The 21169-nt window shown below is 70.8% G+C and carries 10 protein-coding genes; 4 read left to right on the top strand and 6 right to left on the bottom strand.

Annotation, left to right across the window (positions count from 1 at the left end; all coding sequences use genetic code 11):
- Positions 1–7 precede the first annotated feature (7 nt).
- Both ACZ6TD_RS02275 and ACZ6TD_RS02270 read left to right on the top strand, forming a co-directional pair.
- Positions 8–10918 carry a non-ribosomal peptide synthetase gene (locus ACZ6TD_RS02275; protein WP_471349628.1) on the top strand — a complete coding sequence of 3637 codons (10911 nt, stop codon included), beginning with the start codon at positions 8–10 and terminating at the stop codon, positions 10916–10918.
- Positions 10896–12605 carry an ABC transporter ATP-binding protein gene (locus ACZ6TD_RS02270; protein WP_471349626.1) on the top strand — a complete coding sequence of 570 codons (1710 nt, stop codon included), beginning with the start codon at positions 10896–10898 and terminating at the stop codon, positions 12603–12605. The genes ACZ6TD_RS02275 and ACZ6TD_RS02270 overlap by 23 nt, the downstream gene beginning before the upstream one ends.
- On the opposite strand, the gene ACZ6TD_RS02265 is transcribed toward ACZ6TD_RS02270, so the two are convergent.
- The gene (locus tag ACZ6TD_RS02265; RefSeq protein WP_471349623.1) at positions 12535–13743 is read right to left on the bottom strand and encodes an alpha/beta hydrolase-fold protein; all 1209 of its coding nucleotides are present in this window, start codon (positions 13741–13743) and stop codon (positions 12535–12537) included. The two genes, ACZ6TD_RS02270 and ACZ6TD_RS02265, sit on opposite strands and share 71 nt — an antisense overlap.
- A 115-nt stretch (positions 13744–13858) precedes the next feature.
- Between ACZ6TD_RS02265 and ACZ6TD_RS02260 the strand changes: the two genes are divergently transcribed.
- Positions 13859–14071: an MbtH family protein gene (locus ACZ6TD_RS02260; RefSeq protein WP_471349621.1), complete on the top strand. Its 213-nt coding sequence runs from the start codon at positions 13859–13861 to the stop codon at positions 14069–14071.
- A gap of 441 nt (positions 14072–14512) precedes the next feature.
- On the opposite strand, the gene ACZ6TD_RS02255 is transcribed toward ACZ6TD_RS02260, so the two are convergent.
- From ACZ6TD_RS02255 to ACZ6TD_RS02245, 3 genes are all read right to left on the bottom strand, one after another.
- The gene (locus ACZ6TD_RS02255; protein ID WP_471349618.1) at positions 14513–14935 is read right to left on the bottom strand and encodes an NAD-dependent epimerase/dehydratase family protein; all 423 of its coding nucleotides are present in this window, start codon (positions 14933–14935) and stop codon (positions 14513–14515) included.
- Between the two features lie 126 nt (positions 14936–15061).
- The gene (locus tag ACZ6TD_RS02250; protein WP_471349615.1) at positions 15062–16561 is read right to left on the bottom strand and encodes an MFS transporter; all 1500 of its coding nucleotides are present in this window, start codon (positions 16559–16561) and stop codon (positions 15062–15064) included.
- 577 nt (positions 16562–17138) lie between these two features.
- Positions 17139–18701 carry an MFS transporter gene (locus ACZ6TD_RS02245; protein WP_471349613.1) on the bottom strand — a complete coding sequence of 521 codons (1563 nt, stop codon included), beginning with the start codon at positions 18699–18701 and terminating at the stop codon, positions 17139–17141.
- Positions 18702–18820: 119 nt separating this feature from the next.
- Here ACZ6TD_RS02245 and ACZ6TD_RS02240 point away from each other — a divergent pair, with 119 nt between their 5' ends.
- Positions 18821–19456, top strand: a complete 636-nt coding sequence (locus ACZ6TD_RS02240; RefSeq protein WP_471349609.1) for a TetR/AcrR family transcriptional regulator — start codon at positions 18821–18823, stop codon at positions 19454–19456.
- On the opposite strand, the gene ACZ6TD_RS02235 is transcribed toward ACZ6TD_RS02240, so the two are convergent.
- Together ACZ6TD_RS02235 and ACZ6TD_RS02230 are read right to left on the bottom strand one after the other, a co-directional pair.
- A complete protein-coding gene (locus ACZ6TD_RS02235; protein WP_471349606.1) occupies positions 19412–19975 on the bottom strand; it encodes an MFS transporter in 564 nt (187 codons plus the stop codon). The genes ACZ6TD_RS02240 and ACZ6TD_RS02235 overlap by 45 nt on opposite strands.
- Positions 19976–20172: 197 nt before the next feature.
- Complete coding sequence (locus tag ACZ6TD_RS02230; RefSeq protein WP_471349604.1) at positions 20173–20826, bottom strand: NADPH-dependent F420 reductase; 654 nt, start codon at positions 20824–20826, stop codon at positions 20173–20175.
- Positions 20827–21169 lie beyond the last annotated feature (343 nt).

The raw sequence follows: 21169 nt of genomic DNA, 5'->3' as shown, positions 1-21169 counted from the left end.
GTCTTCGATGATGGAACCGAGCGCTCGTCTGGTACCTCTCTCGCCCACGCGCCTGGCCGACGTGCGCCGGCGAACCGGTGACTTCTCCGACAGGACCATCGCCGAAGCGTGCGCCATCGGGCTGTCGTACTGGGCGACGGGTCGGAGCCCCGACGGCATCGACCTCATCCCCGGCACTCCGTTCGCCGATGTCCTCGGGTGGGCCGACAACGGCGGGAAGGCGCCCGTCGGTTGGGAGGTCGGCGCGGACGGCCGGAGCATCGCCGTCCCCGAAGGCGTCGTGGTGGCCGACGCGCGACTCGCGCTGGACGACCTGGCCGATTTCCCGGACCGGCCCATCGGCACGATCGGCCCGTCCAGCGTGGCGGCGAGGCTCGAGGCCCTGGCCGAGTGGAACGACACCAAGGCCGACCGGGTGCGCCCGACCATCGTGGAGATGTTCCGCGAGCAGGCGCGGACCAGGCCGGACGCCGTCGCCATCGTCGACGAGCACCGATCGCTGACCTACCGTGAGGCAGCCGAGCGCTCCAGTCAGCTGGCCCACCATCTGATCGCCCGCAGGCTGGGCCCGGAACAGGTCGTCGGCATCTCACTGGGCCGCTCCGCCGAGATGGTGATCGGGCTGCTCGGCGTGGTCCAGGCGGGATGCGCGTTCGTGCCGCTCGATCCGCAGTGGCCCGCCGCGCGCCGAGCCGTCGTCATCGACGACGCCCAGGTCGTGGTGCAGCTCAACGACTCGGGCGAGCACGACCCGGGTGAACCGGAAGCCGTGGCCGTCGACCTCGGCGACTGGCGGTTCGGTTCCCACCCAGCTCAGGGCACCGGGGTCACCGTTCCCGGCGACGCCCTGGCGTATGTGATCTTCACGTCCGGTTCGACCGGGCGGCCCAAGGGCGCGATGATCCGGCACGAAGCGATCAGCGAGCGCCTGCTGTGGCAGGGAACCGAGATCCTCGGCTTCGGCCACGACGACGCCTCGCTGTTCAAGGCGCCGTTGTCCTTCGACATCTCCATCAACGAGATCTTCCTGCCGCTGGTGTACGGCGGCAGGCTGGTGGTCCTGCGGCCCGGCGGCGAACACGACCCGCACCACCTGCTGAGCGTGATCGCCGAACAGCGCGTCACCTTCACGTACCTGGTGTCGTCCATGCTGGACGTGCTGCTGGAGATCGTGGGCGACTCCGGCCGGCTGGACAGCCTGCGGCATGTGTGGTGCGGCGGCGAGGTGCTGACCCCGGACCTGTACGAGCGGTTCCGCACCCGGCTCGGCATCCCGCTGTACCACGGCTACGGCCCGGCCGAGACCACGATCGGTGTCTCGCACGTCATCTACCGTGGCGCGGCGGAACGCCTGTCGACATCGATCGGCAGGGCCAACCCCAACACCCAGTTGTACGTGCTGGACGACGAACTGCGCCCGGTCCCGGTCGGGGTCGGCGGCGAACTGTACGCGGGAGGGTTGCTCCTGGGGCGCGGGTACATAGGCGCGCCCGGCCTGACGGCGTCCCGGTTCGTGGCGAACCCCTTCGCGGGGGACGGGTCCCGGCTGTACCGGACCGGTGACCTGGCCCGGTTCGCCCCGGACGGGTCGCTGGACTTCCTCGGCCGGGCCGACAACCAGATCAAGATCCGCGGTATGCGGCTGGAGATCGAGGATGTCGAGGTCGGTCTTGCGGAGCACCTCGAGGTACGGCACGCCTGCGTCGTCGCGAAGAAGAACGCGGCAGGCGGCACCTACCTGGTGGGGTACGTGATCCCGGTCGCCGGGAGCGAGGACCTGCGCGCGGACGAGGTCAAGGCGTGGGCCGCCGAGCACATGGTGGAATACATGGTGCCCGCCCACATCGTCGTGATGAAGGAGTTCCCGCTCACCGCGAACGGCAAGCTCGACCGCCGCGCGCTGCCGGAACCCGCGATCGGGACGGACTCGCTCATCCCGCCCGCCACCGAGAACGAGCGCGTGGTGTGCGCGGCGGTCGCGAAGGTGCTGCGGCTGGACGAGGTCGGTGCCGACCAGGACTTCTTCCAACTCGGTGGAGACAGCCTGCTGGCGATCTCGCTGCTGGGCGCGCTGCGCGACGCGGGTCTCCACCTCACGGCACGGCAGGTCTTCACCAACAGCACCGTGGGGGCGCTGGCGGCGGTGGCGAGCCGCGAAGACGTCTCCACCGCGGACGACGGCGATGTCGCGACCGGTTCCGTAGGGGGATCACCCATCGTGCGGTGGCTCGGTGAGACCACGGACGCGATTTCCGGCTTCGTGCAGTCGGTGGTGCTGAACACCCCGGCGGACCTGACCGCCGACGCCCTCGACCAGATCCTCACCGCTGTGGTGCGCCGGCACGACATGCTGCGCGCCACGCTGGTGCGCGGCGACCGCTGGAGTTTCCACGTCCCGGAGGCGGACCAGGCCGTCGTGGGGTGGCAGGAGAGCGACCGGCCGCTCGACGAGTGCGTGGCGCTCGCCACCGAAGGGCTGGACCCCGACAGCGGTGTGATGCTGCGTGCCGTCTGGCGACGCCGGGCACGGCAACTGGCCGTGGTCGTCCATCATGTGGTGATCGACGGCGTGTCGTGGCGTGTCCTGATGGACGACCTGGCCACGGCGTGGCGGCAGTTCGCCTCGGGCGCGCCGATCGAGCTGCCCCCGGTGGGCACGTCGTTCCGGCGCTGGACGCAGCTGCTGGAGCGCGCGACGTTCGACGCGGACCGCGCCTACTTCCAGCGCCCCCTGCCAGGAGCGGACGGGCCGGTGGGCAGGCGCGCGCTGTCCGAAGCCGACACCGTCGCGCGGGAGCGGGTGCGGACCGTCTCGGTCGGCCCCGAGGTCACGGCCGCGCTGCTGGGCGAGATTCCCGCGAAGTTCCACGCGGGCGTGGGCGACGTGCTGCTGACCGCGCTCGCCGTCACCCTCGCCCGATGGCGCCGTGATCTCGGGCAGGATCAGACGTTCGCGCACATCGAACTCGAGGGCCACGGCCGCGAAGGACGGTTCGTGGCCGACACGGCCGGCTTCGAGCCGGAGCTGTCGCGGACCGTGGGCTGGTTCACCACCCTGTTCCCGGTGATCGTGGACCCAGGCGCGGCGGCCGACCTCACCACACCCGAGTACCTGGCCGCCGCGCTCAAGGCGGTCAAGGAAGACCTCGCCCGGGTGCCGGGCAACGGCGTTTCCTACGGTGCCCTGCGGTACCTGACCGGCATCGAGTTCGACACCCCCGCACCACAGGTGTTGTTCAACTACGTGGGCCGCTTCGACGCGAGCGCGTCCGGGGACTGGCAGCTCGCGGGCGCCACGGGGCAGCTGGGCGAGAAACGCGACCCGAGGATGCGCCTGCCGCGTGCCCTGGAGTTCAACGCGATCGCCGAACCCGCCCAGGCCGGCGCGTACGAGCTGGTCACCACCATCTCCTGGCCCGACGGGATGTTCACCGACGAGGACATCGCGACCATCGGCGGGTACTTCCGGGGAGCCTTGGCCGGGCTGGCCGCGCTCGGCCAGGGTGGCCACTCTCCCAGTGACTTCGGCCTGGTGCCGCTCACGCAGGCCGATGTCGACGTCCTGGACGGGCCGGCGCTGCACGACATCCTGCCGCTGACCCCGTTGCAGGAGGGCCTGTACTTCCACTCGGTCTTCGACGACGACTCGGCGGGCGCCTACGTCGAGCAGCAACTGCTGACGCTGGCCGGCGAGGTGGACGCCGACCGGCTCGCGACGGCGGCCACCCGGCTGCTCACGCTGTACCCGAACCTGGCCGCCCGGTTCGTGGCCCTCGCCGACGGCCGCGTGGTCTCCGTGCTGGAGAGCGGGGTGGAGGCGCCCTTCACCACGCTGGACCGGCCCGGCATCACCGACGCCGAGATCCGCGACCTGGCAGAGCGGGACCGCCGCGCCGGGTTCGACCTGGCCACCGGTCCGCTGATGCGGTACACGCTCATCCGCGCGGGCTCCGGCCGGAACGTCCTGGTGCAGACCGTGCACCACATCGTCGCCGACGGCTGGTCGGTGCCACCGATGCTCCGTGCGCTGCTGGCCGAGTACCACGCGCCGGGAACCCTGTACCCACTCGCCGGCTTCGCCGACTATGTGCGCCGGCTCGCGAGACGCGACGACGACGAGAGCGACCGGGTATGGCGCTGTCAGCTCGCCGATCTGCCCGGTCCCTCGCTGGTCGCCGAGGGGCACACTCCGTCCGACCGGTTCGCCGACACCGCCGTGGAACCGGAGGACGACATCGACACGGCCGTCCGGTCGGCCGGCGTGCCGCTGAGCGTGGCCGTGCACAGCGCCTGGGCGGTGACGCTGGGCGGCATCCTGCACGGCAGGGACGTCGTGTTCGGCTCCACGGTGTCCGGGCGTGACGCGGAGGTGCCCGGTATCGAGGACATGGTGGGCCTGTTCATCAACACCATCCCCGTGCGCGCCCGGTGGGCCGCCACCACCACGGCGCGCGACCTGCTCGCCTCGGTGCGGGAACACCAGAGCGCGGTGCTGCCGCACCAGCATGTCTCGCTGGCGAGGATCGGCCGCCAGGCCGGGGCGGGCACGCTGTTCGACACCCTGGTGGTGTTCGACGTGGCGACCGATGTGGACGCTTTGCGGCGGCCCGGCGACACGCTCGTCATCACCGACATCGTCAACGAGGGCGCCCCGCACTACCCGTTGACGCTGGTGGTCGAGCGCGCGCTCGACGGGCGCCCACGCTTCAACCTGATCTACGACGGCGCACTGCTGCGGGAGGCGACCGCCCGGGCGATCCTGCACACGTTCACCCAGGCCCTCACCGGCCTGCTCACCCGGCCGGACGCCCCGGTCGACGCCCTGGCGGCGGAGGATGCCCGGCGTCCCGCGCCGCCGATCACCCCGACCACACTGGGCGCGCTGTTCGACGCCGCCGCCCGCCGCGACCCGGCCGCCACCGCCGTCACCCAGTGCCATCTCGACGGCGGCACCCGCTCACTGAGCTACGGCGAACTGGCGGACGCGAAGGACGAGCTGGCCTCGGCCCTGCGCGCGGCCGGGACCGGTCCGGGCCAACGGGTCGCCGTGGCCGTCCCGCGCTCCGTCGAGCAGGTCGTCGCCCTGGTCGCGATCGTCGGCGCGGGCGGCGCGTACGTACCGCTGGACCTGGCGTACCCGGACGAACGGCTGGAGTACATCCTCGCCGACGCCGCTCCGCAGGTCGTTCTCGTGCACCGCGAGCAGCGGGACCGCTTCACCCGGCTGCTGGCCCGGGCCGGCGTACCGGCCCGCGTGCTCGTACAGGGGGACGAGCTGCCGCGGGCCACCACCGAGCCCGGTCCGGAGGCAAACTGGCACGACCCCGCGTACGTGATCTACACCTCCGGATCGACCGGCCGGCCCAAGGGTGTCGTCGTCCCGCACTCCAGCGTGGTGTCGCTGCTCGCGAACACCCGGCCCGCCATGGCCTTCGGCCCGCACGACGTATGGGTCCAGTTCCACTCCTTCTCCTTCGACTTCGCGGTCTGGGAGCTGTGGGGCGCGCTGGCGCACGGTGGTGAGCTGCTGGTGCCGGAGTACGGGCTGACCCGCTCCCCGGTCGACTTCCACCGGCTGGTGCGCGAGCGCGGAGTGACCGTGCTCAACCAGACCCCGTCGGCGTTCTACCAGTTCATCGAGGCCGACCGGCATGCCGATGTGCCCTTGCCCGCACTGCGCCGGATCATCTTCGGCGGCGAGGCGCTGGACCTCGGGCGGCTGCGCGGCTGGGTCGAGCGGCACGGCACCGGATCGCCCGAGCTGGTCAACATGTACGGCATCACCGAGACCACCGTCCATGTCACCCACCGGGTGCTGACCGACGAGGACTTCCCGGTCGGCGACCACGTCAGCCCGATCGGCGGCCCGATACCCGGCCTGGTCACCTATCTGCTCGACGACCGGCTCCGGCCGGTGCCGCCGGGCCGGGTGGGCTCCATCTATGTCGCGGGCGATCAGGTGTCACTCGGCTACCTGGGCAGGCCCGGGCTCACCGCAGGCCGGTTCGTGGCGAACCCGTTCACGGGCGACGGCTCCCGCATGTACCACACGGGCGACCTCGCCCTCCGCACCCTCGACGGTGACCTGGAGTTCACCGGCCGCGCCGACGATCAGGTCCAACTCAAGGGGTTCCGGATCGAGTTGGGTGAGGTGGAGGCCGCGATCAGGGAACTGGACGGTGTGGTCGATGTGGCCGTCACCGTGGCGGACGGCGGCGACCACCTGGTCGCGCACGTCGTGGGCCGGGTGCCCGGCGACCTCACCGCCCTGCTGTCCGCGAAGCTGCCCGTGCACATGGTGCCGGGCCGGGTGCTGCCGGTCGACGCCCTGCCGCTGACGGTCAACGGCAAGCTGGACCGCGCAGCCCTGATCGAGCGCGCCGCCCAGGACGACACCTCCGACCCGCTCGGTGATTCCGCGCTCGCCGCACTGGTCGGCGTCTTCGCCGAGGCGCTGCCCGGCTCCGCCGTGGACGCCGACACCGACTTCTTCAGGGCCGGGGGCGACAGCATCGTCGCCATCACCGTGATCAACCGGGCCAGGGCGCTCGGCCTGCCGATCGCGCCACGGGACGTGTTCCTGTTCAGGACACCGCGCGCGCTCGCCGAGCACCTGGGAACGCGTACACCGCAGGCCGCCCCGGCGCCCGCGCCCGTCCGCCGCGAGGACGGCCCGCTGACGCCGACGCCGATCATCCTGCGCCAGCGGGAACTGGGCGGATCGCTCACCCGGTTCGCCCAGGCCCGAACGGTGGTGGCCCCCGAGGGCGCCGGGTTCGCCGACGTCGAGCGCGCCGCGAACGCCGTCGTGGCCGCGCACCCGGCCCTCCGGCTGCGGCTGCGCGTCGAGCACGGGGTATGGGCCCTGCGCACCGAGCCCGCCCGCGAGGTCACCGTCGTGGCGAGGGACACCACCGACGCGACGGCCGTGGCGGACGAGGCCGCCGGACGGCTCGATCCCGAGTCAGGGAACGTGGCCGCGTTCGCGTGGCTGGAGCCGAGCCGGACCCTCGTGGTCACCGTGCATCACCTCGCCGTCGACTCGGTGTCCTGGCTGGTGCTGCTGGACGACCTGACCACCGCCCTGCGCGGCGATCCCCTGGCGCCGCCGACCACGTCGTACGCCGAGTACGCCGAAGCACTGGCGTCCCGGTCCGCCCACGCGATCGACGGCCTCGGGCACTGGGTGAGCACGCTCGAGGCGCCCGAACCGCTGTCGGCAGTCGGGGAGTTGCGTGAGTGCACGGTCGTGCTCGCGCCGTCGCTGAGCGACCGCGTGACGCGCAGCGCGCCGGCCGCGCTCGGCGTCGGCCTCACCGAGCTGCTGTGCGGCGCGCTGCGCACCGCGCTGACCCGCGTCCAGCCGTCGCCCACCGACCTCGCGATCGACCTGGAGCGGCACGGCCGGGTCCCGGCGCTGGAACACCACGACTACACCCGCACGGTGGGCTGGTTCACCTCCATCGCGCCCGTACGGCTCAGCGCGCACACCGACCCGGTGGCGGCGGCGCACGAGGTCGCCGAGCGCCAGCCGGACGAGCGCGGACACCTCGCGTACGGGCAGCTCAGATACCTCAACCCGCAGACGGCCCCGCTGCTCACCCGCCGTCCCCAGGTGCTGTTCAACTACCTCGGCCGGGGCGGCGAGTCCCAGGCGCCGCGCCTCACCGGCGGCGATCAGGGCAGCCCGTACGCCGTCGAGGTCAACGCGTGGACCGACGCGGCCACCGGAAGCCTGCACGCGGCCTTCACCCTCGCCGAGGGCGTCCCGGACGAGATCACCGAGCACTGGCGCAGCGCACTGGAACGCGTCGCGGACGCCTCCGCGACGGCCGAGCGCACGGCGCCGGTCACCCCGCTCCAGCGGGGCCTGTTCTTCCAGGCGCAGATGGCGGGCTCGGCCGGACACTACGTCGCGCAGAGCTGGTTCACCTTCGACCGGCGCCTGGACACCGACGCGCTGGCCGAGGCGATGGCGTACGTGATCGCGCGGTACCCGGTCGTGGCCGCCGGTTTCGCCACCGACGACGACGGCAACCCGGTCCAGGTCCTGAGGGCGGGCCGGCGCGTCGATGTCCGCACGATCGCGCTCGCCACGGACGCGGACGTCGACGCCCTGCGCGCCCGGGACCGCGACACGGGCTTCGACCCGGGGGAGCCGCCGCTGATCCGGCTGACCGTGGTGCGTCTGCCCGACGACCGCGACGGGCTGCTGCTCAGCTACCACCTGCTGCTGTGGGACGGCTGGTCCCGCGAGATCGTGCTGCGGGAGCTGTTCGACGCCTACCGGGCCGTTCTCGGGGGCGAGCCACTGGACGCCGTCCCCGCCACACCGAGCTTCGAGGACCACGCGCGGGCGCTCGCCGCCAGGGACTCCGCCGTATCGGAGCGCTTCTGGGCGGAGCATCTGACCGGCCTCCCCGGCCCGACGCTGCTCGCCGGACCGGCCCCGTCCCTTTCCGACGACCTGCCGGACACGCTCGTGCACACGCTCTCCGCCGAACAGTCGGACCTGCCGCGGGAAGCGGCCAGGAGGCACGGCGTCACCCTGCACTCGGTCCTGACCGGCGCGTTCGGTCTCCTGCTTGGCGCCCATACGGGCCGCGGCGACGCCGTGTTCGGCGTGACCGTCTCCGGGCGGGAGGGCGAGGGCCTGGACGGCATCGTCGGCGTGCTGCTCAACACCGTGCCCATGTGGACGCGGGCCCGGCCGGACGACACGGTCGGCGCGTATCTGTCGGCCGTCCAGGCGGCCAGGGTCGAGGCGATGGAGCACGAGCACCTGGGGCTCGGCGAGATCCAGCGGGCCAGTGGGCACGACACCCTGTTCGACAACCTGTTCGTGCTGCAGAACTTCCTGGACATGGACGCGTTCGCCGAGATGAACGCCAGGCACGGCATCACCTCGGTGCAGGCCGACGACTCCACCCACTACCCGTTCACCTGGGTCATCACGCCCGGCGACCGGCTCACGGTCAAGCTGGAATACCGCGACAAGGACACCGACAACGCCCGCCGTCTCCTCGACGACTACCTGCGCGTGCTCGAAGACCTGGCCCGCTCCACCGGACCGGTCGGTGCGCTGCGCGGGTTGGCACCGCGGCCCTCGCGGGGGGCGCGTACGGACATCGGCACGGACACCGTGGTCGACCGGTTCGACCAGGCGGCGGACCGCGACCCGCGGCGGGTCGCGCTCGTCGCCCACGGCTCGACCATGACGTTCGCCCAGCTCCGGGACCGCAGCCGCGCCGTGGCCGGTGTGCTCGCCCGGCGCGGCATCGGCCCCGAGCGGGCCGTGGGCCTCGCGATCCCACGCTCCCTGGACTCGATCGTGGCGCTGTTCGCCGTGCTGCGCGTCGGCGCCGCGTACGTGCCGCTGGAGCTGGACCACCCGGACGAGCGGATCGCCGCGATCGTCGCGGACGCCCGCCCCGATGTGATCCTCACGGTGAGCGCCGTGTCGCCCCGGCTGGCCCCGCTGACCGGCGACCTGATCGAGCTGGACCGCCCCCTGCCCGGGGCCGAGCCGTACGGGACGTTCGCGCCCGACGACCCGAACCGGCTGCGGCACCCCGCGTACACGATCTACACCTCGGGATCGACCGGGAAGCCGAAGGGAGTGGTGACCGAGTACGCCGGTCTCACCAACATGCTGATCAACCACCAGCGCCGGATCTTCCAGCCGGTGCTGGCGGAGCACGGCCACCGGGTTTTCCGGATCGCGCACACCGTGTCGTTCGCGTTCGACATGTCATGGGAGGAACTGCTGTGGCTCGCCGACGGCCACGAGGTGCACATCTGCGACGAGGAGCTGCGCCGTGACGCGCCCCGTCTCGTCGAGTACTGCCGTGAGCACGGGATCGACGTCATCAACGTGACCCCGACCTACGCGCGGCAACTGGTGGCCGAGGGCCTGCTCGACAACCCGGCCCGGCGACCGGCGCTGGTGCTGCTGGGCGGCGAGGCCGTCACACCGGCGTTGTGGCAGCTGCTCGCCGGGACCGGGGGGACGGTCGGCTACAACCTGTACGGACCCACCGAGTACACCATCAACACCCTCGGCGTCGGCACCTTCGAATGCCAGGACCCGGTGGTGGGCGTGGCGATCGACAACACCGATGTGTACGTGCTGGACCCGTGGCTGCGGCCGCTGCCGGACGGGGTCCCCGGTGAGCTGTATGTGGCGGGCATCGGCATCGCACGGGGCTATCTCGGGCAGCCGGCCCAGACCGCACACCGCTTCGTGGCCTGCCCGTTCGGCCAACCCGGTGAGCGCATGTACCGCACCGGGGACCTGGTGGTCCGGCGGCCCGACGGGAACCTGATGTACCTGGGCCGCACCGACCAGCAGGTCAAGATCCGGGGGCACCGGGTCGAGCCGGGCGAGGTCGAGGCCGCGTTCGCCGCGCACCCGGCGGTGCGGTTCGTCGCCGCGGTCGCCCAGCCCGACCCGCAGGTCGACGGCGCGTACCGGCTGGCCGCCTACCTCGTGCTGGACGGCTCCGACCTGGCGGCGGTCGCCGCCGAAGTGGGCGCCGGCCTGCCGGACTTCCTGCGCCCCACCCACTACGCCCGGGTCGACAGCATCCCGCTGACGGTGAACGGGAAGGCCGACACCAAGGCACTGCCGGAGGCCAGACCGCTGGGCGCGCTGACCACGGCGGGGGAGCGGGGACCCGCGACCGGGACCGAGACCGTGGTGTGCGAGTTCTTCGCCGAGGCACTGGACCTGGACGATGACGAGGTGAGCGCGGTGAGCGACTTCGTGTCCCTCGGAGGCCACTCCATGCTGGCGGTACGGCTGATCGGGCTGCTCCGCCGGGAGTACGGCCCTGTGATCACCGTCCGTGACCTGTTCACCCTGCGGACCCCGGAAGCGATTGCCCGCCATCTCGATGACGACTCCGACAACTCCTGACACGCAGCGGCCCCGCCCGGGGGCCGGCATCCTGCGAACCGCGCTGCGGCGCAACGTCGGTGCCATGGTCCGGGGCACCGTCCTCATGGGCCTGTACCAGGCGGGGGAGACCGCCTTCCCCATCGCGCTCGGCCTGATCGTCGAACACACGATGCGGGACCGTGGCCTCGGCGCGCTCGCCCTGTCGATCGCCGCGTTGGCCGTGATCATCACGACCGTGTCGCTATCGTGGCGGTTCGGGATGCGCATCCTGCAGAAGGCCAACACGACCGAGGCGCACCGCTGGCGGGTGAAGGTCGCGGCCTGCGGACTCCAGCCGGTGGCCAGGGACGTCGACCTCAAGTCCGGCGAGGTGCTGACCATCGCCACCGAGGACGCCGACCAGACCGCGGACATCATCGAGGTGGTGCCGCTGCTGATCAGCTCGCTGGTCGCGGTGCTGGTCGCCGCGGTCGCGCTGGGCCTGGCCAGCGTCCGGCTCGGCCTGTTGGTGATCGTGGGCACCGTCGCGATCCTGTCGATCCTGAGCGTGCTGTCCCAGCGGATCGGCACCAGTACCCGCGAACAGCAGGCCCGGGTGGCACGGGCGGGCGCCAAGGTCGCCGACCTGATCACGGGCCTGCGCCCGCTGCACGGCTTCGGCGGCAACCACCAGGCGTTCCGGTCCTATCGGAAGGTCAGCACGGAGGCGAAGCACCAGGCGATCACCGTCGCCAAGGTGAACGGCGCGTACGAGGGTACCGCGCTGGCCCTCAACGCGATCCTCGCCGCCGCTGTGACCCTGACGGCGGGCTGGCTCGCGTTCGACGGCCAGATCACCATCGGCGAGCTCGTCATGGCCGTGGGGCTGGCGCAGTTCATCATCGAACCGCTCAAGCTGTTCTCGGAGATGCCGAAGTACGTGATGATGGCGCGCGCGTCGGCCGAGCGGATGGCGCTGGTGCTGGCCGCGCCGCCGGTGACGACCCCGGGGCCAGGGCGCCCGGTCACCGGTGGAGACCTTGAGATCGACTGCGTCCGACACGGATCCCTGCGCAAGCTGAAGTTCCAGGTGGCCGCCGGTGAGTTCGTGGCGATCGCCGCCTACCAGCCGCGCGCGGCGGCCGACCTCGCGTCGGTCCTGGCCGTGAACGTCCCGCCCGAGGCGTATGAGGGAGTGGTACGGGTCAGCGGGCAGGAACTCGCGGACCTGTCGATCGAGGCCGTCCGAGGGCACATGCTGGTGAACCCGTACGACGGGGAGATCTTCGCGGGCACCCTCCGCGCGAACATCGACCCGTCGGGCACCAGCCGGATGGTTCATGAGGCCGTCGAGGCGTCCATGCTGACCGACGTCGTCGCCCTCCACCGCGAAGGACTCGACTACGGCGTCCGCGACCGCGGCGCGAACCTTTCCGGGGGGCAGCGCCAACGGCTGTCCCTGGCCCGCGCCCTCGCCGCCGACACCGACGTCCTCGTCCTGCACGACCCGACAACAGCCGTCGACGCGGTCACCGAACAGCTCATCGCGCGCAACGTCGCCAAGCTGCGCCGGGGCCGCACCACCCTCGTCATCACCAGCAGCCCGGCCCTCCTGGACGCCGCCGACCGTGTCCTCGTCCTGGACGACGGCGTCGTCACCGCCGAGGACACCCATCGGAACCTCCTCGCCACCGACGAGGACTACTGCCTGGCCGTGGCCCGGTGACCGGCTGTCCGAGCGCCCAGGCGACGTCCCTGAGCAGGGAGTGCCGCCAGCCGGCCCGGTCGTGACCCGACGCCGACCGGGAAACCCGCACGGTCGCGCCGGCCTGTTCGGCCAGGGTCTCGGCCAGCTCGCAGTGGGGCAGCATCCGCGTTTCGTGTTCCCCCACGTCGAACGCGACCCGCAGACCGGACAGGTCGGGGCGCTCCCGCAGACGCGCGGCGACGGCGCCGCCGACCGGACCGCCCAAGGGGTCCGCCAGGTCCATGGCGCCGGGTGTCCACCAGAACGACCCCGACTGGCAGGCCACACGGGACACCAGGTCCGGGAACTCCAGCGCCGCGTACATCGCGCTCAGCCCGCCGAGGCTCTGCCCGGCGACCACCAGCCGGTCCGGGTCGGCGGGTACGCCGGATTCCGCCACCAGAGGCAGCAGTTCGTCCCGGACCGCCTCCCACAGCTCGGGCCTGCACGCGAACTCTGCCTCCCGGTCCTTGGCCGGAAGGAAGACGAGTGTGACGGCGGGCATCTCGCCACTGGCGACGGCCGAGTCGAACGCGGCCGTGGCCGGGTGCAGGTACAGCCAGTCGTCCGCGTCGAGCAGCAGGACCACAGGTCCGCCGCCGCCCGCCGGGTGGACCCGCACGGTGCGCCGCCCGCCGAGCCGTTCGCTGGTCCAGCGGATCCGGGCGCGCGGGACGGGCAGTACGGCGTCGGCGCCGATGACGGGCCAGTGCGGCTGGGCCGGGGCGTCCGGGGTCGCGGCGATGGACCGCTCACCTCCCGCGCCGACCGGGTTGAACGGGTCGGCGTACGCCGCGTCGCCCGCGAGGAACTGATAGGTCACCCGCAGCCGCGCGGGCATGCGCACTTCGGCGTACCAGCAGTCCGTGTCGCCCCAGCGGCGCAGGGGCACCGGCTCCGACCAGCTCTCGAAGCCGATGCTCGCCTCAGACCCGCGCCACAGGAACAAGGTCACCCAACCGCCGCCGTCGGCAGGTAACGACGCCGGTGTCCCCGCCGTCGCCCAGAACTCGTCGGTGCCGGGCTCGCCGGGCAGCCCGAACACGACGAAGGGGTTCTCCGCATCGGCCGTGAGGTGGGAGACGGGATCGGTCATGGCCGGCTGGAGAGGGCGCATGGACGTCTCCTTGTGAGAGGGAAGGGGAAAGACTAAGCTCAGATTTGATTAGGCGAGGCTAACCTAAGCTCTATCCGGCTGTCACCGGCCCGTCGGACCCGAGGAGACACTGAGCATGAGCACCAACCCGTTCGACGACGACGAGGGCCGTTTCCTGGTCCTGGTGAACGACGAGGGCCAGTACTCGCTCTGGCCGTCCTTCGCCGAGGTGCCCGGGGGGTGGAGGACCGTCTTCGACGAGAACACCCGAGCGGCATGCCTGGACTTCATCGAGGCCCACTGGACCGATATGCGCCCCCGGTCCCTGGCGGCGTCCATGGACGACTGACCCTTCACGGCGAGCCGCCACGGCGCCTCGACCGACGCCCACGTACACCTGGCCTGGACCGGGTTCAAGCAGAACACCCCGAGCATCGCGGGGTGCAGGCGGAACGACGACGTGCTCGTGTCGTTCTCCCAGTCCCCGTCGAACCAGAGGGCCAGGTAGGTGTGCGAGGCGAACACCGCGAACGCGGCAACGAATCGAAGGCCGGTCAACGAGGACAGTCTCACGGGCGCGGGAAGCGGTGGGGTTGCCGGAGCCACGGCGTCTCCTGACGATGAGAACGTCAAAACGTGCAGAACGTATCAACGCCGGTGACGGATGTATGCCATCCGAGGATGGCACTCCTGGTCCAACTCCAGTCGCGCACGCACCCGTTCAAGAGACTGCCGCCGGCCCGCGTGACAGAGGCCGGGCGCCGTACTGTCCACGCCCTCCGGACCGGGATCAGTGCCCCGTGGACCGCAGCACGGCCGCCTCCTCGACCGGAGTCAGCCCCGCCACGGGTCGTTTCCCGGCACCCCGGGTGAGCCGGCCCCGGAGCACCGCCTCGGCCGTCTCGCCGATGGGGCGGCTCCGCAGACCCGCGTCGACGGAGGGGGTGACATCGCGGGAGAGCGCGCCGTACAGGGTCGCCGTTTCGACCACCGCGTCGAAGCGGGTGTCGGCCAGACCGGCGAGCGCGTCGGGGGCGTTGCGGCCGGCACGGAAGAGGCGGGCCCCCTCCGGTGGGCTCCCTCCGCTGCCGCGGGTCACACAAGTGACGTGGTGGCCTCGGGCGACGGCTTCCGCGGCCACCGCACCGGATACGAAGCCGGTGCCGCCCAGTACCAGGAAGCGCGGGCGGGCTTTCCGGACGGACGAGGGCATGCGGGCTCCTGCCGGTGTGGTGGTGCGACGGACGTGCCGCGCGCGTCGGAGGACGATCGGTGCTGCGCACCCGGTGGCCGGCTTGGTGGTCCGCCCGCGGAGCCGTGCGCCCCGGCCGGTCCTCAGTCAGGCCGGCTCCGCCTCCGCGTGCCCCGGGTCCTTCTGCGGTTCGGGGGCGCCGGTCAGGAGGTCCTCCTTGCGGACCAGCGTCAGGGCGATGGCCGCCGTGAGCACGCAGATGACCGCGGCCCACATCATGACGTGGCCCGCTCCTTCCGCGATGGCGGATTCCAGGGTGCGGCGCACCTGGTCGGCGACGTCGTCGGACACATTCTCCAGAGCGTGGGTGATGTCCCCCTGGGCGGCGGCGGAGACGACGGACTCGTGGTCGGCCGTGTCCAGTCGCAGATCGCTGTCGGCCTTCTCGGAGATCCGGGTCCGGAACAGAACCCCGAAGATCGCCGCACCGATACCGGCCCCGAACATGAAGAGGCTGTTGATCGCCCCCGACGCCATACCCGCCTTCTCCTTGGGGACCACGTTCACCGCCAGGGACATGGAGGGGCTGCCGGCCAGGCCGCCGCCCACACCCCACAGCAGGAGGCCCGGCAGCGTCGCCCAGACGCTGGTGTCCGAGGTGAACGCCCAGGACATGGCGAGCCCGCCGAGCGCCAGGACGCCGAATCCGGCTCCGATGATGTGGGACGGCGAGTACTTGGCCTGGAGCTTGCCGGCGACCAGTCCCATTCCGAGCTGCGGAGCGAAGATGGCCATCATCATCAGTCCGGTCTGCAGGGGGCTCAGGCCACGGGCGCTCTGGAAGTACAGGATGTAGTAGACCGAACCGCCGACTGTGGCGAAGCGGGAGAAGAAGGCGATCAGGGTCGCCGCCACGAAGGTGGGCACCTTGAACAGCGACAGTTCGAGGGTGGGGGTCGCGAGCCGCTTCTCCAGCAGCAGGAATCCGATGAGCAGTACGGCTGAGAGGCCAAGCTGGATCACGGTGGCGGCGCTGGCCCAGCCCTGGTCCTCGCCGCGGGTGAGGGCGAAGTTGACCAGACCGAGGGTGAGGACGAGCAGGGCGGCGCCGGTCCAGTCGATGCCTGCCAGAGAACCGCGCGGGGGGTCGGCGGGCAGTCGCGTCCGGCAGAGGAAGAGCGCGATCGCGCCGATGGGCACATTGATGAGGAAGAGGTAGCGCCACTGGGTGAGGTCGACCAGCAGACCACCGATGACCGGGGCGACGGCACCGCAGGCGCCCAGCGTGGTGCCCCAGACGGCGATGGCCATGTTGCGGCTCTGGCCTTCGTGGGTCTGGGCGATCAGGGGCATCGCGTTGGCGAGTACGAAGGCCGCGCCCACGCCCTGCACACATCGGGCGATATCGAGCGCCAGGGCGTTCGGGGCCATGCCGCAGGCCAGTGAGGACAGGGTGAACAGCGCGATGCCACCCATGAACATCACCTTGCGGCCCAGCCGGTCCGACAGCGACCCCGCCGCCTGCTGGAAGGCCCCGAAGGTGACGGTGTAGCCGATGATGATCCATTGGAGTGCGGACAGCGATCCGCCGAGATCCGACTGGATGGAAGGTAAGGCGACGGAAACGATGGTGATGTCGATGACCAATAAGGCCGATGCAACGACAGTGATTATCAATACGATACGGGCCTGGCGGCTCGCGGTGGTATCCGTGGCGCTCACGAATTCCTCTTCCGATGGCAGATGCGGCGACCTCGCCAAGCCATGCACGCCGCTATGAAAACGGTTTTGGAATTGATTCTGGGGCGGCGTCGCCGACGTCGAGTAAGGGTTACCTTACCGTGCATGGTGGCCGCGAGTGTAGCACCCACTGCGCTGCGTTTCGAAGAGTGAGTACTTACCCGGGCAACGCGGGAAGGGAATTGATATCCGTTTCCCCGGTCACGGTGCGCGGGATGGAGTCCACCGGTACGAAGAGCAACGTCGAAGACCTCGCAGGCGCGGATGTCGAGTAGCCGGTCAGAGGGAACGGGGCTTCTGGGTCGATGAGCGTTGCCGTCTCGGCTTGCGGCTCCGACGGCCCGGTGTGGGTGGACAATGCTGCCCACCAGCCGGATAAGGTCGGGTTGACGGCGAGGTCGCGGCAAGTGACCGACGCGCCCGCCGGCGCCGGCTCCCAACCATCGTCGTCGTGGTGACGGAATCCATGCCGAGGCCCACGAGGTCATCGACGTCGGCTAGCTCGTGTGGTTCCAGATCGAGCTTCCGGGCAATCCAGAGGCGTCTCCTCCATGCTGGAGGGCAGATCACCGGTATGTGACTTCGGCGAATACTGGGACTTCCGTTCGAGGGGCAACTTTCTGCCCTTGCTCGCACTGCTGCCGGAATGATTTTTGTCGATGAGCGTGATGAGCGTACCGATCATCGCTATGGCTGTGGCGGACCAAAAGGCGGATGTGAACCCCGAGGGCTGTGGAAGTTTTGTGCCGGAAATGGTGCGAGAAGCCAGGATGGCGGTGGCGAGCTGGCTGCCGACGGCGCCACCGACGGTACGGGCCACGGTATTGATGCCGTTTGCCGTGGCTGTCGCCGTCGGTGGTGTCACATCGTGAATGAGTTTCGGCAGGGCTGCCATGGCGAAACCGAATCCGGTTCCTATGACGGCATAACACACCACGGCCTGCCATTCGTGCGCATGGAAGAGTGCCAGCAGCGCCCCGCCGACCGCGCTGACTCCGAGTCCGAGCGCGAGGGGCGCACGCGGCCCCAGTCGGGTCTCGACGCGCCCGATGGTGGAGCTGGCCGGGAGGCCGAGCAGTGTGCCCGGCAGCAGGATGAGCCCGGCAACGGTGACCGAGGCGCCGAAACCGTAATCCACCAGGCGGGCCGAGCGCGGTGGCAGCCCGACTGGCAGCTCGGCGAGCTTGGGAATGAGGACGTAGAAGACGAACTGGGTCGCGCCCAGCAGGAAGGCGCCCAGATGGATGTGGGCGATCGTGCGCCCCAATAGCAGGTCGGGGTCGATCAGCGGGTATGGCACACGGCGCTCCCACCAGAGAAACACCCCGGAGGCCACCGCGCCGCCGACGAACAGGCCGAGTACCCGCCCGGACGACCAGCCCCAGGCAGGCCCCTCGGTCAGGGCCAGCAGGACACAGAGCAGGCCGAGGCCGAGCAGTACGGCCCCGGTGGCGTCCAGCGGCGCCGGGGCGGCCTTCCGGCTTTCGGGCACGTACCGCAACACCGCTGCCAGCGCTACCGAGACCAAGATGGCGCTGGCAGCGAACAGCCAGCGCCATGAGGCATGGTCGATGATCAGGCCGCCGCACAGCAGCCCGGCACCGGCGGCGCCGGCCACCAGGCCCGAGGTGAGCCCGAGCCCGAATGCTACGCGCTCTGGGGGCAGCGCCTCGCGGATCAGCCCGAGGGCGAGCGGCAGTAGCGCGAGGCTGACTCCCTGAACGGCCCGGAACGCGATGAGTGAGGCGATGTTCCAGGCGAGGGCGGCGCCGAGGATGCCGAGCAGATGGACCAGGAGGGTGATCACCAGCACGCGGCGCTTGCCGTGGCTGTCACCGAGACGGCTGATGAGCGGGGTGAGGATCGCGCTGGTCAGCAGAGTGGCGCTGAGTACCGCCCAAGAGGCGGCCGCGGGGGTGGTGCGGAGTTCCCGCTGCAGGCTCCCGAGGGTGGGTACCAGCATGGTCTGCACCAGAGAGTACGACAGAACGGCCAGGATCAGGGCGACCAGAGGTTTCGCACCTGATCGAGAGGCGGGCGCAGTCAACAGTCTCCTCGGAGTCTGATGGGGCTCTTAGTTTGCGAACGATGGTCGCTAATTGAGCATAGGACCCTGCGCTGATCGAACACAAGTCCTGGCCGCGGCCGTCCGGGTAGAGTTGCCGCGTGAACGCACGTGCACCTGGCAGACCGCGTGTCCTTTCTCGCGCACGCATCGTCGCGTCGGCGAGGCGTATCGCCGACGATGAGGGCCTGGAGGCGCTGACCGTGCGTCGCGTCGCGCAGGAACTGGGCACCGGGCAGGCTTCCCTCTACCGCCACATCGCCGACCGCGATGAACTGCTGACGCTTCTGGCGGACGACGTCGCCGTCCACCTCCCGCCCCCGAAGGACGGCCCGGATCCCCGGGAACGGGTCATCGGCCAGTGGCTGAACGCCTACGACTATCTGTCCCAACATCTCTGGGCGGCCCGAATCATCGCCGAGGGCGAGCATGTGGCGGACAGCGCCGCGGCTTTCACCCGGAGCGCAGTCGACGCGTTGGCCGCCCTCGCTCGGGCCGACTCGGGCGAGGGCGGCCCGGATCAGGCCGGGATAACCCGCACCTACCGCGTTCTGTGGCATCTGCTGCTCGGCCATCTGCTCAACGCGCATCCGGTGGGCCACGCCCATCCCGTCCACGACATCGCCGCTGAGGATGGGGGGACGGGCCCCGCGAAGGCGGCCGAGACGTTCCGGGATGACTTCGCCTGGGCGCTACCGCGCGTCCTGGAGGGGCTGCTCGGGGCGCACGCCTCCTGAGGATTTCGACACAGGCGCCGCTTGAACCGCGGTCATCGCGCCATAGGCACCGGGTATCCGCAGGTACACCAGTGCGACGCCGGTCATCACCGCGGCCACCGCGATGGCCGTCGGATATCCGGTGGCCCCCGCGAGTGCCGGCCCCGCGGCCTGAACGACGGCGGCCACCGCGTACCCCCAGACCGAGAGCAGAGTGAAGTCACTGCCCGCGGTCTCCGGTCGGCAGAAATCCATGAACGCGGTGAAGATGACGGTGTTGACCGCACCGCGTGCCAGGCCGAGAGCCGCGACCACTGCCACGGCGGTGGGACCGGGGGTCCCGGCCGCAGCCGCCATCAGTGCCGCCGTTGCGGCCAGTCGCACCGCACACGCACCCAGCAGCACTCGGCCACGTCCGAGCCTGCCGACCAGCCGTCCGGCAGCCGACGCGCCGGCGATTCCGCAACCGCCACCCAACACGGAGGTCAGCAGCCCCAATTGATCGAGATGCCAGCCGTGATCCACCAACAGGGGGCCCATGAGGGACTGCGGCAGCATGACGCCGCCCCAGATAAGAGGGACGAGGAGGCCCGCCCAGGCGGCTACGCCCGGCACCTGGGCAGCGACAACATCGCCCGCGGCTCCGACCCGCCGCTACGTCCCTGGACCGGATCGCCTGCCCAAGTCAGACGATGGGTTCGGGCAACGCGCCGGCGAGCTGAGGCGGACCCGCTTCCTCAGCGGACGATCTTGAAACCGAACATGTGTGTGCGTACGGCGGCGGAGGTATCGATCCACATGCGCAGCATCATCTCCGTCGCCCGGGCGGTGCGGATGCCGCCGAGGTCGAGGACGTCCCGCCAGCCCAGGGCCCGCAACAGGTCACTCACCACGGCCTTGGCAGCGATGTCGTCCCCGCTGACGAACACGGTGTGGTCGCCGTCACCGATCGATGCCGCCGCCGTCATGGCCTCGGCCGCCAGGGTGTTAAGGGTTTTGACCACCTTGGCATCCGGCAGCGCTCGCTGGAGACGCTCGCCGAGGCTGTCCGTGTTGACGGGGTCCAGGACGGCGTCCGGGTAGGACCAGTCATAGGGGCTGGAGACGTCCATGACGACGCGCCCGGCCAGGAGCGGGGCCAACGGGGTGAGCGCCGCGACACAGGAAGGCCCGTCGATCGCGTTCACCACCAGCTCGGCTCCCGGGACCGAGTCCTCGAACGTGCGCAACTCCAATGAGGGGTGGCGGTCCGCCAGCCGTCCGTAGGCGTGATTGGTGGACAGTGTTGAGCGAGGGTTACGGGTTCCCACGGTCACCTCGTGGCCCAGGGCCAGGAACGCGGGAGCGAGGACATGACACACGGCGCCTGTCCCCAGCAACGAGATCTTCACTGGTTCGATCCCTTCGAACGGTCGTGGGAGGCGGATGGGCCCGGCGCCCGTACCCGCTTGGTTCAGTGCACACTTCGGATGGAGCGGGAGCCGAGCAGAGAGGCCATGAGGACGGCCGCGGTGAGCCGGCCGATGACGATGACGTCGAAGCCGAGAAGTACTGGGCCGGCCAGCCGGACAGACCGTATCCGATCGGCATCAGCGTCTTGGTGCGGAACATGTTGATGGCGAACACCCGGGAGGTTGTCCCTCGCCCTCCATCAACTGAGGCAACAACGTCTGGGCCGGCCCTTCCGGCAGGGCAGCGTGGGGTGAACGTGGGCGGCCACCACGGTGCGGTCGT

This window comes from Streptomyces yongxingensis, assembly GCF_055597465.1.
Note: the sequence above shows the minus strand (reverse complement) of the source record. Positions and strands in the feature narration are given on the sequence as shown.

What these genes read in the sequence shown, in the direction of transcription:
- ACZ6TD_RS02275 (WP_471349628.1), top strand. Translation starts at nt 8, where the DNA reads ATGATGGAACCGAGCGCTCGTCTGGTACCTCTCTCGCCCACGCGCCTG.
- ACZ6TD_RS02270 (WP_471349626.1), top strand. Translation starts at nt 10,896, where the DNA reads ATGACGACTCCGACAACTCCTGACACGCAGCGGCCCCGCCCGGGGGCC.
- ACZ6TD_RS02265 (WP_471349623.1), bottom strand. Translation starts at nt 13,743, where the DNA reads ATGCGCCCTCTCCAGCCGGCCATGACCGATCCCGTCTCCCACCTCACG.
- ACZ6TD_RS02260 (WP_471349621.1), top strand. Translation starts at nt 13,859, where the DNA reads ATGAGCACCAACCCGTTCGACGACGACGAGGGCCGTTTCCTGGTCCTG.
- ACZ6TD_RS02255 (WP_471349618.1), bottom strand. Translation starts at nt 14,935, where the DNA reads ATGCCCTCGTCCGTCCGGAAAGCCCGCCCGCGCTTCCTGGTACTGGGC.
- ACZ6TD_RS02235 (WP_471349606.1), bottom strand. Translation starts at nt 19,975, where the DNA reads ATGGGCCCCCTGTTGGTGGATCACGGCTGGCATCTCGATCAATTGGGG.